Genomic DNA, 12,546 nt, shown 5'->3' with positions numbered 1-12,546 from the left:
TTCTCCCACCCACCCGGTGGGTCGCAATAGCTGCCCGCCGATCCGGTGGGGAGTGCCCGCCGCCGTGCGGACCGCGCGGCTACCGGGCCGGTTCAGAGCAGGCTGGCACCGGCGGCCACCGCGGCCAGCAGCAGTAGGCCCAGGCTGGCCTGGAGCAGGAGCGGCGGCCCGAGATGCGACCAGAGCGTGGCCGTACGCGGGGTGAGTGACTGTCCGGTGGTGAGGTTGACGATCCGCTCGATCTTCGGCGGAAGCTCGGCGTCGCGCTGGCGGCGTAGGGTGAGTTGCACGCGGTCGGCCGGGTGCAGGGCGCTCTGCGGCAGGTGTCCGTGTAGCTCGACCTCGCACAGCCGTCCGGCGGAGTCCCGCAGGCGGACGGGGGTAACCAGGAATTCCGGCCCGTTTCGGAGCTCCTTGAAGGTGCGCCGACCGCGGCCGGAATCGGCCGCCGCGAGCTGCTGGAGCAGGGCCATCAGCATTCTGACCACGCCGGCTGCCACGAGCACCGCCACCAGCACCGGCTGGCCCACCCGTACCGCACGCGGGTAGCCCTCGAGTAACCGGACGATTCGTCCGGTGACGATGCGCGCCGTCGGATGCGTGATCCGTGGGGCATGTAGGTCGCTGTCCATCGCCACCACCCAGGGTTGATCTGTTCCCCGATGGTATCGGCCGGTGTGGGTGAATGGGGGGAATGAACGTCGGTCACGTGGCGCGGGTCAGGTGACAAATCGGCCGGCACGGGTAACCGCAAGGTCGAGCTGGAAAGGGGTCGCGCATGCAGCTGTCCTTCCTGCGCCCGCTCTATGATCGACCGGGCCCGTGGTGTTCGGTTTACCTGGATGCCTCCGCCGACACCGAGGATGCCCACGCCGCGCTGGATCTGCGTTGGCGCGCGCTCCGGGACCGACTTCAGGAGCAAGGGGCCGACCCGGCGTCGATCGGGGCGATCGATCGGGTGGTTCGGGGGCATGATCCGATGCCGGGTGACTACGGCATCGCGGTCTTCGCCAGTCACGGTCGGGTGGCCCTGTCGGAGTACCTGTCCGCCCCGCCGCTGCGAGACCTCGCCACGTTTGCGTCGTTGCCGCACGTGATGCCGCTGCTGGCCCAGCGGGGTGAGCAGGTGGCCTGGGTGCGGGTGATCGCCGACCGGACCGGAGCGGAGGCGATGGCGGTCAGCGCGGGGGGTGTGCCCCGGCACGCCCAGGTGCAGGGCCGGCAGGACTACCAACTACGTCGCGTGCGGCCGGGCGGTTGGTCCCAGTCCCGCTATCAGCGGGCTGCGGTGGAGGCCTGGCACCGCAACGCGGGGGATGTCGCCGCCGCCGCCGCGGAGCTGGCGGAGAAGGTGCGCGCCGACGTGGTGGTGGTGTCCGGAGATGTGCGGGCCACCGGTGTGATCGCCGCGCAGTTGCCGGAGCGTTGGCAGGAGGTGCTGGTCCGTACCGATGCCGGCAAGCGGGCCGACGGCGCCGACCACACCCAGTTGGATGACCTGACCGTGCAGGCCATCGCCGAGGTGGCCGACCAGCGGGTCAGCACTGCCCTGGACCGGTTTGGCCAGCAGGAGGAGGTCGGTTCCGGGCTGGATGCGGTGGTCTCCGCGCTGCAGCGAGACCAGGTCGAGAACCTGCTTCTCGTGGACGACCCGTCGGCGACGGGAGAGTTGTGGGTTGGGTCGGATCCCACCCAGCTCGCCACCGATCCTGAGCAGCTGTCTGCCATGGCGGTCCGGGACCCGGAGCAGGTACGCGCCGACGCGGCCCTGGTGCGGGCGTTGGTGGGGACTGACGCGGAGTTGACCGTTCTCGGCCCCGAGGAGGCGCCGGAGCTGACCGGCGGGGTGGGTGCGGTACTCCGGTACGTCGATGCGGCCACGCCGGGGCGGGACGGCGCCTGAGGTCCCGCCCTGCACCCGACGGGGTTACCGGGTTAATCCCGATGAGTAAGGGATGCCCAGTTTGAACCCCATCGGGGTGGGAAGCCGGGCTGCGTGGTTAGTGAACGAGGAAGGGCCGGGCCGGCGCACGGGGTGCGCGCGGGGCGCGCCGGCGGGCTGACCGGCGACCGCGTCGTGGCAGCCGGCAGCGCAGCCCCGACCCTGGTCGCGGCCACCGCCCGGGCCCTGCGCGGCACCGACTGCGCCGACCTGGGGCACCCCCGAGGGATTTCTCGTCTCAGCGGGGCACCCGAACCGGTCCGGCGGGCAGCGGTTGCCCGAGCCGCCGGTCGGGTCGCCCTGACCGTGGGGCAGGCCGCCGAGGTGGACGCCGATCAGGTGGCCAGTTGGTTCGCCGACCAGTATCCCCGCCGCCGCTATCCCGGGATGCTGCTCGGCTCCCCGCACGGCGCGGCGGCACACCTCGCGGTCGCGCTCGGCATCCCGTGGCTACCCACCGGCTTCGAACTCAGTGTGCACTGGCCGCAGGGGGCGGTGGACGGGCCGCAGGCCGCGCTCGATCATGGTGCCGCGCTAGCCGCACGGTTGCTGGTGGGAAACCCCGAACTCCACGTCCGGCAGGTGCACTGCCCCGCCAGCCGCGGCGCGCTGGCGGGGGCGACGGTCGCGCTGGCCGCGCGCTGGCGCTGGCTGCCCGCGGCCTACCTTCAGTTGCTGGCCGAGTGCCTGGCGCCCGGAGCGCCGGTGCTGCTGCTCTGTGATGCCCGTACCTGGCCGGTGGTTGACTCCGCCCCCGGGCACAGCTTCCAGGTCGGCTCTCCGCGCAGTGGGTTCGATCCGGTGGACTTCCACCCAGACAGTCCCGTGCTGCGGCAGGTGCTCCACGCGGCCGGAAGCGACGGCGCGCGGTGGCGCCCGCCCGCGGTGGCGGGGGCGCCCCGCCCGGCCGAACACGGGGTGGAGCCCGGCTTCGAGCAGTCCGTACGGGATTGGGGTTCGGTGCACCGGCATCCGTCGCATCGGGTACTCGTACCCGAGCCGGCGGTGTTGAGTGCGCTGACGGCGGACCTGTACCGGCACTGGTTGCGCGCGGCCGGAAAGACCGGCAACCGTCTCATCGTCGAGTGCGGCCGGTTGCTTGACCCGTGGCAGGTGGTTCGGGCCGGCATGGTGCCCTACTGGTGTGAGAACGCCACCCGGCGCAGTGTGGAGGGGGTGGAGTGGTGGCTCGCCGGTAGCGAGCCGTTCAGCTCCGTGGACGTGCTGCCGGAGCCGCCGGGGCTACGGTCGCCGGCGGTCGCCGGGCTGCCCCAGTGGCTGGCGGTGGCCGGCTTCGGCCGCCGTCGGCGGGTTCTGGATCGGTCGGCAGCCCGGGGATACCCGGTCACCTCGGTGCCGACGCGTCGGGCCACCGAGGTGCTGCGGGCGCAGTCGTACGACCTGCCCACGCCGTCGCCGATGACCGTTACGGCAGCCCTTGCGGCACTCCGCGACGGTGGCTCCCCGCAGGGTCTGCTCGTCTCCTGACCCGGACGTGCCGAAACATCCTCGCGAACCCTGGGTCCCGTGATTGAGTACCTACGGAGCGGGAACACCGCTGGCTGCGGCGGCCGGATCCTGCCGGCGCCCACTGGCGTCCCAGCCACGAAACCCACTTCCGACCCGGTGCGTGGGGTCACCACGCGCACGACCGGTTTGCCAAATCCGGGCGGGACCTTCCTGAGGGAGGCGCGGATGTTCGGACAGACCACCACAAGTACGCCATCACCGACCGAGCGAGGCCTAGAGGACCTCGACGCGGCAGCACTGGCGTACGCGGCCCGGATCGAGGGGTTGCCGCCCCAGCGGTGCCAGGAGGCCCGGGACGATCTGGTCCGCTTCGCTCTGCCGTTCGCCGGACGACTGGCCCGTCGGTATCGAGGGCGGGGCGAGCCGCTGGAGGACCTGGAACAGGTCGCGCGGCTCGGGCTGGTGAACGCGGTGGATCGGTACGACCCGGAGCGGGGCTCCTTTACCGCTTATGCGGCGATCACCATCGTCGGTGAGATCAAGCGCCACTTCCGGGACCGTACCTGGGGTGTGCACGTGCCCCGCCGGCTGCGTGACCTCATCCTCGAGGTTGGCCAGGCCACGGCGGCGCTGACCAGCGAGCTGTCCCGGGCGCCCACGGTGGCGGAGTTGGCGGCGCGGCTGGAGACGCCGGAGGAGGAGATTCTCGCGGCGCTGGAGTCGGCTGCCGGCTACAGTCCGGCGTCGCTCAACGCCCCGGTCGGCGGCGAGAGCTCGGCCGAGTTCGGCGACCTGGTGGGTGAGTCCGACAACGCGCTGGAGTCGGTGGATGATCGGGTCACGGTGAGTGGTCTGTTGCATCGGCTGCCCTGGCGGGAACGGCGGATCCTCGCCATGCGTTTCTACGGCAACCAGACCCAGGCGGAGATCGCCGCCCGTTTCGGCATCTCCCAGATGCACGTGTCCCGGCTGCTGTCCCGGGCGCTGACCTGGCTGCGGCAGGCGATGCTCGCCGACGCGCCGCCGCCATGGCAGAACGGCGTCACCGAGGCGGAGACCGGCCGTCCCCGAGCTCGGTGAGAGCCGGCCAGCTATCCGCCGGGCCATCCGCCCGCCGAACCGGCTCAGTTCTCGGTGCTGTCGCCGGGTCCACGGGGATGGCGCCATCGGTCGTTCGGCTCCTGCGGGGTTTCGGGGTCGGTGGCCTCCTCGGGCCCGTCGGTCTCCTCGAAGCTGGGTCGACGCACGTCCTCCGGCTCCGGCACCTCGACCGGCCGCGCCCCGGACTGTGGCAGGGGGTGGTAGGCCACCGCCTCACGCGCGCCGACCGCGCCCTCGGCGCTGGGCGACTCGGGCAGGTGCGGCTCTCGGTGCAGCTCGTCGCGGAACTTCTGCGGCGGCCGGGTGGTGCGTTGCGGCAGATCACGGCCGAGGTTGGCGACGAGGGGACCGTACTTGGCGTCGAAGGCCGGGCGCTCCGAGCGGATCCGGGGTATCTGGTCGAAGTTGCGCAGCGGCGGTGGGCAGGTCGTCGCCCACTCCAGGGAGTTACCGAATCCCCATGGATCGTCCACGTTGACCACGGGTCCGTACCGCCAGGACTTCCAGGCGTTCCAGATGAAGAACAGGGTGGATGCGCCGAGTACGAACGACGATACGGTGGAGATCGTGTTCAGGGTGGTGAACCCATCGCCGGGCAGATAGTCGACGTACCGGCGGGGCATTCCCTCGTTGCCCAGCCAGTGCTGGACCAGGAAGGTGCCGTGGAAGCTGAGGAACATGGTCCAGAAGTGCACCTTGCCGAGTCGTTCGTCGAGTAGCCGCCCGGTCATCTTCGGGAACCAGAAGTAGATTCCGCCGAAGAAGGCGAAGACCACCGTACCGAAGAGCACGTAGTGGAAGTGCCCCACCACGAAGTAGCTGTCGGTTACGTGGAAGTCCACCGGCGGGCTGGCCAGCAGCACCCCGGTGAGACCGCCGAACAGGAAGGTGACCAGGAAACCGATGGAGAAGAGCATCGGTGTCTCGAAGGTGAGCTGCCCCTTCCACATGGAGCCGATCCAGTTGAAGAATTTCACCCCGGTCGGTACGGCGATCAGGTAGCTCAGGATGCTGAAGAACGGCAGTAGCACCTGACCGGTGCCGAACATGTGGTGTGCCCAGACCGCCATGGACAGCACGGTGATGGCACCGGTGGCGAACACCAGCCCGGTGTAGCCGAAGACGGGTTTGCGGGCGAACACCGGGATGATCTCGGTGATGATCCCGAAGAAGGGCACCGCGATGATGTAGACCTCGGGGTGGCCCCAGAACCAGAACAGGTGCTGCCAGAGCAGTGGTCCACCCGTGGCCGGATCGAAGACGTGCGCCCCCAGCAGCCGGTCGGCGAGCAGGGCGAAGAGCGCGGCGGCCAACAGGGGGAAGACCAGCAGGATCAGGATGCTGGTGAAGAGCATGTTCCAGGTGAAGATCGGCATTCGGAACATGGTCATGCCGGGGGCGCGGAGAGTGACGATGGTGGTGATCAGGTTGACCGCGGTGAGGATCGTGCCGACCCCGCCGAGGGCGAGTCCGACCAGCACCATGTCGGGGCCGATGCCGGGGGAGTGTTCGGCCTGGCTCAGTGGCGTGTAGGCGAACCAGCCGAAGTCGGCGGATCCGCCCGGGGTCAGGAAACTACCGAAGAGCAGCAGACCGCCGAAGAGGAAGAGCCAGTAGCCGAAGGCGTTCAGGCGGGGGAACGCGACGTCCGGCGCCCCGACCTGGATCGGGACGATGTAGTTGGCCATCCCCAGCGCCGCCGGCGTGGCGAAGAGCAGCAGCATCGCGAGGGCGTGGGTGGTGAACAACTGGTTGTACTGTTCGGGGGAGAGGAACTGGAGCCCGGGCCGCGCCAGCTCACCCCGGATGAGCATCGCCTCGATGCCGGCCAGCACGAAGAAGCCGAAGGCCGTGATCAGGTAGAGCAGGCCGATCTGCTTGTGGTCGGTCGTGGACAGCCACCGGGCCAGTGTGCCGCCGGGTAGCGCCGGCCGTCGCGGGCCCGGGTAGCCGCCAAAGCGCGCCGGTGCCAGGATCGCCGGACCCCGGTCCCGTGGTTCCGTGGTGACCCGCTTGGGCATGGACCCTCACCCCGCTACGACAGATGGGACGGGCGCGGCTACCCGCCCCTCTGACCATGAAACCAGGCGAGAGGGATTATTCCGGCTAGAGCGGCATTTTCGTTCCCTGGGGAGCTGCAGCGTCCTCTCCCGCCCCGGACCGACTGGCCGCCGGCGGCGGTCCGCCACCGGTGGCGCTCGTGGACGCCGCCACCGGGCCGGGCGGGCCGCTCAAGATCGGTCCGGTCGCGTACCGTTGCCGCTCATGGGTGTGTCGCAACGGTTGAAGAGCAGGTTCCGCCGGTTCCTCCAGCGCCCCGGGACGACAGTCGATCTCGCGCCGCTGGAGAAGCTCCTGCCCGCCATCGAGACCCGGGTCGAGGAACTACGGGCTCTCGACGATGTCGAGCTGGCCGAGGTCGCTGGCCGGGCTGAGGACTACGCGGAGCTCTGTGCGGTTGGCCGCGAGGCCGCCCACCGCGGATTGGACCAGCGGCCCTACGATGTGCAGCTGCTCGGCGCGATGGCGTTGCTCTCCGGCAAGGTCGCCGAGATGGCCACCGGTGAGGGTAAGACCCTGACCGCGACGGTCGCCGCGTACGGGCATGTCCGCCTCGGCAACGGTCCGGTGCACGTACTGACCGTCAACGACTATCTGGCCCGCCGGGACGCCCAGTGGATGCAGCCGGTCTATGACCTGCTCGGCCTGACCGTCGGCTGGGTCAACGAGGCGTCCACCCCGGAGCAGCGACGCGCGGCGTACGGCTGCGACGTCACGTACGTGTCGGTCAGCGAGGCGGGCTTCGACTATCTGCGCGACCAACTGGTCACCGACATTGAGGACCGGGTCCAGCCGGCGCTGCGTACCGCGATCGTGGACGAGGCCGACTCGATCCTGATCGACGAGGCCCGAGTACCGATGGTCCTCGCCGGAGCGGTTCCCGGCGAGCAGGATCCGGTGCACACCGCCGCGGCGTTGATGCGTGGGCTGCGCGAGGGTCGGCACTACACGGTGGCCGAGGATGGTCGCAGCGTCGCCTTCACCACCGGCGGCCTCAGCGCCGTCGAGGCCAAGCTCGGCATCGACCTGTACGACGAGGAGCAGGTCGCCCAGCTCTCCGCGGTGAATGTGGCGCTGCACGCGCACGCCCTGCTGCACCGCGATGTGGACTACATCGTGCGGGACGGCACGGTCGAGTTGATCGACGAGATGCGCGGACGGGTGGCGCAGCGCCGCCGCTGGCCGGATGGGCTGCAGGCGGCGGTCGAGGCCAAGGAAGGGCTCGACGCCACCGCCGAGGGGGAGGTGCTCGGCACGATCGCCGTGCAGGCGTACATCGGGCTCTACCCGACCGTGTGCGGGATGACGGCGACCGCGGTACTCGTCGGTGAGCAGCTACGCGAGTTCTTTGATCTCGAGGTGGCGGTGGTCCCGCCGAACACGCCGTGTGTCCGCGAGGACGAGCCGGACCGGATCTACGCGACCCAGGTGGAGAAGGAGGAGGCGCTGATCGACGAGATCCGGCGCAACCACGAGCGGGGGCGGCCGGTCCTGGTCGGCACCCTCGATGTGAAGGAATCCGAAAGCCTGGCGGCCGGTCTCGACGCTGCTGATGTTCCCTGCACCGTGCTGAATGCCAAGAACGACGACGAGGAGGCGGCGATCATCGCCGAGGCCGGCGCCTACGGCGCGGTCACAGTCTCGACCCAGATGGCCGGCCGGGGTGTCGACATCCGGCTCGGCGGCAGCGATCAGGCGGACCAGGACCGGGTGGCCGAGCTGGGTGGTCTCTACGTGATCGGCAGCGGCCGGCACGACAGCCGTCGGGTGGACGACCAGCTACGTGGGCGGGCCGGTCGGCAGGGTGACCCGGGCGGGTCGGTCTTCTTTGTCAGTCTGCAGGACGATCTCGTGGTCCGGCACGCCGGTGACACGGTGCCGCGGTCGCCGCGGATGAACGCCGACGGCCTGGTCACCGACCCGCAGGTGGATTACGCCGTGGAGCACTCCCAGCGGGTCGCGGAGGGGGTCAACCATGAGATCCACCGCAATACCTGGCGCTACAGCGTGGTGGTGGAGCAGCAGCGCAAGGCGTTGGCGGAGCGCCGTGAGCGGCTGCTGACCAGCGATGTCGCCGCACTGATGCTGCTCGACAAGGTCTCGGACCAGGCCGGCGAGATGGACGAGGATCTGCTCGCCCGGGCCGCCCGGTCGATCGCGTTGTTCCATCTGGACCGGCTCTGGGCCGAGCATCTCGCCGAGCTCTCCGAGGTCCGCGAGGGCGTGCACCTGCGGGCGTTGGGCCGGTTGGACCCGCTTGACGAGTTCCACCGTGCCGCGGTGCCCTCCTTCAACGAGTTGGTGCCGGAGATCGAGCGGCGCACCATCGAAACCTTCACCGAGACGGAGTTCGACGAGGACTGGGAGCCGGACGAGGACAAGCTGGTCCGGCCGAGCGCGACGTGGACGTACCTCGTGCACGACAACCCGTTCGGTTCGGAACTCGACCGGCTGATCGCCTCGGTGGGGCGGCGGCTCAGCTCCGGATCCCGCTGATTCATCCGGAGTGTTCCGGTATCCTCCGGCTCCGGAGGCCGCCCACTTTAGGTAGTTTCGACCCCTCCCCGTGGGGTAGTAGGCCGGGGCCGCGGAGTCGGGACGGGTACGACACCTTCGGCGGTCCGGTGGTGGGATGGGCAGTGCACGGCATGATGGAGGTGGGTCTGGTGGACCTGGAGATGCGGGAGTCGGTCGGGGGGACGCTCGGCGTCCTGGAGACCGCGGGACTGCTCCGGGAGCTGACCGCCGGGCTGATCGGCGCGAGTGACCTCGACGCCGCGCTGACCGTCCTCGTCCGGATCGCCCGGGACGGCGTCGCGGGGGTCACCTGGTGTGGGTTCACCTCCCTGCGCGCGGGGGCGCCGGCCGGCGCGGTGGCCTCCGATCACCGGCTCGCCGAGCTCGACGACCTGCGGCACGGCCCAGACTCGCCGGCCATGGCGGCGATCGGGCGACGGGAGCTGGTGGTTGTGGAGCGACTGAGCGTCGAGACGCGGTGGCCGGACTGGACGTGGCGTGCCCGTCGGCTCGGGGTGTCGGCCGTGATCTCCGCGCCGGTCGACATCGACGAACAGGTGATCGGCGCGCTCACCCTCTATGCGGGAGCCGGGGAGGTGCTCACCCCCCGGCACCAACTGACCGCGATGCTGGTGGCCGACCACGCCGGCCTTCTGCTCGCCGCGGTGCGGGATCGGGCGCGGACGGTGACCGAGGCCGGTCAGATCGACGTGGCACTGCTCGGCGAGAGTGTTGTCGGGCAGGCGATCGGTGTCGTCATGACCCAGCGGGGGTGCCGGGCGGAGGAGGCCGTGACGGTGCTGCGCAGCGCGGCGTCCTCGCTCGGGATCCCGCTGCGGGAGGTGGCCGAGCGGTTGGTCACCACGGTTTCGCGGCCTCGCGACAACTAGCTAGCCCCGCGGGGAGGGACGGCCGCGTGGTGGGCGGGGGCTGTTCCGGTGGACCGCCGTGGGTCTCAGTGGGCGACCCGGTGGTGGGCAGCCAGCAGGTCGGCGCCGAAATCACTGCTCGGCCGGCGAAGCACGGTGTGGGCATGGTTGCCGTCGTCCGCGGTGTTGTCGTACTCGATCAGCAGGTCGTCGCCCTGCACGCGGTAGTAGTGGCGCTGCCCCGGCCAGCTCGGTCCAGCCCAGGCGAAGTGCATTGGGGACCCGGCGAGCCGACGGGCCTCCCGGTTTGCCAACTCTGGCGGGAGTCGTTCCAGGTAGAGGGCGACGAGTTGGTCCAACAGCGCCCGGCCGGTGGGGTTCAGCCGGTCAGCGGAGACTCCGAGGGGAGCCATCGGGGTGTCCACGCGCGGTCGGGTCGCGCTGATGATGTCGGTGGGGGCCGTCTCGGCGATGAGCGCCGTCGCCCGTAGTTGTGGGCTGAGGGCATCCAGCAACGCCCGGCCCAGGTCCTCCTCGGGGCCGAGCGGGCGGGTGACCGGCCGGCTGGCCCACCGGACGGCGGCCGGGTTCGCCCCGAAGAAGACCGGAGCGGGGGAGACCTGGTCGGCGACGATGGTCATGCTGATCGACAGGTGGTGCCCCTCGACCCGCCACCCCCACGCCTCGTCCTGGATCGGGTCACCGAAAACCGCCACCCAGTAGTCGTCGCTGTGTCGGCCGCGGCGCCACCCCTCGGCCCGGTCGAGTACCTCCTCCAGCCCGATAATCGTTACCGCCTGCGCGTAGGCCGACGGGCTTAGGGCGCTCGCCATCAGCCGATGGGTGGCTTTCCGGGCAGGGCGGGGCAGGTCGGCCAGGCAGACGCCGGGCCGGGGCCGGGGCCGGTACTCGATCCAGCGCCGCGCCCTCACGTCGTCGAACCGATGGGTCGCCCGGGCGCTTGCCGGCTCGTCCAAGGCGGCGAGCAGCGCTGCCGCGGCGGCGCGGATCTGCTGGGAGAGCGAGTCCTGCACCTTTCCTGTATACCCCGCCGGAATGGGTGGTGGGGCAGCCGAATGGTAAATGGAACGCGCGGTGGGGACCCCCGGATCGGGTCCTCGCAGCGGCTCTGCTGTAATCAGTTGACCTCGTACGCAGAGCGAGCATCCCGCTTCGATGTGTAAGCCAATTGTCACATTCATGCAACGCAGCTGCCCCTTGACCGCCGAACGGGTGCCGGGAAGCATCGGTGAAGCGGCGTCCCGGGCCGTTGGGGAGATACCCGGACCAGCCAAGGAGGACCATGTCGGTCAGCCCCGCTTCGTCGCGCGCCGGATGGCATTCGTCCCAACCTGCTGTTCCCGGTCGCCCGCCGGGAGGCCAGCGCCGTCCCACCAACACGGTTCCCCCGGTCCTCACGGTGACCCTGTCGATCCCGTTGGCCAGCGACGAGGCGCTGAATCCAGCGGCCCGGCGGTTGCTGGACGCGGCCCGAGAACTGATGGAGTGTGGAGACGGCACGGTCACCATGACCGGCAACGGGTTTTCGGACCGCCGGGCGGAGCCGGTCCCGGCCGGCCGTTCCCCAAGCCGGTCGCTCGCCCCCACCATCCCCACCCTGCACATCCTCGCCTCCTCTCGGTCCGTGCTGCGCGACGGCGAGCCACTGTCGTTGACCCGGCTGGAGTTCGATCTGCTGTTGCACCTGGTTGCCCACCCCCGCCGGGTCTTTACGCGGCTGCAACTACTCAATGCGGTCTGGGGCTACGAGCACGCCGGGGTGCGCACGGTGGACGTGCACGTCCGCCGGCTGCGGGGCAAGGTCGGCGTGGATGTCCCCCTGGTCACCACCGTCTACGGGGTCGGCTACCGGCTCGCCGACGATGCCCGGGTGGCCATCGACCGCAGCGGTTGACGGAGCCACCACACCCGCGCTGGTCTGACGGAGCCACCACACCCGCGCTGGTGCTGCCTGCCGGCCGGGGGCCCGGGTAGCCGGTTAGGCGGCGGTTTGGTCCGTGGCGGTGCGGGGTATCCGGTCGGCTCACACACGGGTCGTCAACCCGTGTAGCGACGACCAGCACCGGTCCGGTGGACCGGAAGGCCCTCAGGAAGGCAGGCAGAAATGCTCGTCCACGACCCGGTCGACACGCCCCGACCCCAGGCGGAAGCCGATCTGATCCGGCAGTCCCTGCAGGCCCGCTACGACGAGCTAGCCGCCGAGTACGAGCAGGCTGTGGTGCAGAGTCAGGTGCTACGCCTGGTCGAGGTCGGGGACACCGCGGGCGATGACCAGGCCGACAGTGGCACGAAGACCGCGGAGCGGGATACCGCGCAATCCCTGTTGCGCACGATCCTCGACCGCCGGGCACAGTTCGAGCACGCCCTGACCCGGCTGGAAGAGGGCACCTACGGCTTCTGCGAGGGTTGTGGCGCGGCTATTCCGGTAGAGCGGTTGGAGATCTTTCCATCTGCGACGACCTGCGTTACCTGCAAACAAACTCGGGAGCGTCGCGCGGCCTGACGCGCCGCCGCCGCCAGGGTGGCATAGCCGGAGCGGACGGAGGTGGCTGAAGATGACGCTGC

Annotated in this window: 10 protein-coding genes; 7 read left to right on the top strand and 3 right to left on the bottom strand. The window is 70.3% G+C overall.

Annotated features, from left to right (window positions below; all coding sequences use genetic code 11):
* Positions 1-92: 92 nt before the first annotated feature.
* Positions 93-641, bottom strand: coding sequence for a hypothetical protein (locus tag T398_RS11315; RefSeq protein WP_496446455.1), 549 nt, complete (start codon positions 639-641; stop codon positions 93-95).
* 137 nt (positions 642-778) lie between these two features.
* Between T398_RS11315 and T398_RS11310 the strand changes: the two genes are divergently transcribed.
* The 3 genes from T398_RS11310 to T398_RS11300 all read left to right on the top strand — a co-directional run bounded on the left by T398_RS11310 (position 779) and on the right by T398_RS11300 (position 4,492).
* The gene (locus T398_RS11310) at positions 779-1,903 is read left to right on the top strand and encodes a baeRF2 domain-containing protein (protein ID WP_496446453.1); all 1,125 of its coding nucleotides are present in this window, start codon (positions 779-781) and stop codon (positions 1,901-1,903) included.
* A gap of 132 nt (positions 1,904-2,035) precedes the next feature.
* The gene (locus tag T398_RS11305) at positions 2,036-3,430 is read left to right on the top strand and encodes a hypothetical protein (protein ID WP_496446628.1); all 1,395 of its coding nucleotides are present in this window, start codon (positions 2,036-2,038) and stop codon (positions 3,428-3,430) included.
* A gap of 207 nt (positions 3,431-3,637) precedes the next feature.
* The gene (locus tag T398_RS11300) at positions 3,638-4,492 is read left to right on the top strand and encodes a SigB/SigF/SigG family RNA polymerase sigma factor (RefSeq protein WP_026322267.1); all 855 of its coding nucleotides are present in this window, start codon (positions 3,638-3,640) and stop codon (positions 4,490-4,492) included.
* Between the two features lie 44 nt (positions 4,493-4,536).
* Here T398_RS11300 and ctaD read toward each other — a convergent pair whose 3' ends face one another.
* Positions 4,537-6,534: an aa3-type cytochrome oxidase subunit I gene (ctaD, locus tag T398_RS11295; protein ID WP_496446451.1), complete on the bottom strand. Its 1,998-nt coding sequence runs from the start codon at positions 6,532-6,534 to the stop codon at positions 4,537-4,539.
* Positions 6,535-6,778: 244 nt separating this feature from the next.
* Here ctaD and secA2 point away from each other — a divergent pair, with 244 nt between their 5' ends.
* Both secA2 and T398_RS11285 read left to right on the top strand, forming a co-directional pair.
* Positions 6,779-9,070: an accessory Sec system translocase SecA2 gene (gene secA2 / locus T398_RS11290; protein ID WP_496446449.1), complete on the top strand. Its 2,292-nt coding sequence runs from the start codon at positions 6,779-6,781 to the stop codon at positions 9,068-9,070.
* A 170-nt stretch (positions 9,071-9,240) separates the two neighbouring features.
* Positions 9,241-9,981: a GAF and ANTAR domain-containing protein gene (locus tag T398_RS11285; RefSeq protein ID WP_496446626.1), complete on the top strand. Its 741-nt coding sequence runs from the start codon at positions 9,241-9,243 to the stop codon at positions 9,979-9,981.
* Between the two features lie 65 nt (positions 9,982-10,046).
* On the opposite strand, the gene T398_RS11280 is transcribed toward T398_RS11285, so the two are convergent.
* On the bottom strand, positions 10,047-10,994 hold the full coding sequence (locus T398_RS11280) for a DUF3500 domain-containing protein (RefSeq protein WP_496446448.1): 948 nt from the start codon (positions 10,992-10,994) through the stop codon (positions 10,047-10,049).
* A gap of 386 nt (positions 10,995-11,380) precedes the next feature.
* Between T398_RS11280 and T398_RS11275 the strand changes: the two genes are divergently transcribed.
* Positions 11,381-11,875 carry a winged helix-turn-helix domain-containing protein gene (locus T398_RS11275; RefSeq protein ID WP_496446446.1) on the top strand — a complete coding sequence of 165 codons (495 nt, stop codon included), beginning with the start codon at positions 11,381-11,383 and terminating at the stop codon, positions 11,873-11,875.
* Between the two features lie 210 nt (positions 11,876-12,085).
* Positions 12,086-12,484, top strand: coding sequence for a TraR/DksA family transcriptional regulator (locus T398_RS11270; protein WP_496446444.1), 399 nt, complete (start codon positions 12,086-12,088; stop codon positions 12,482-12,484).
* The last annotated feature ends 62 nt before the right edge of the window (positions 12,485-12,546 follow it).

It is taken from the genome of Salinispora goodfellowii (assembly GCF_059570675.1).
The sequence above is the reverse complement of the archived record's forward strand: the minus strand, read 5'-3'. Positions and strand labels throughout refer to the sequence as shown.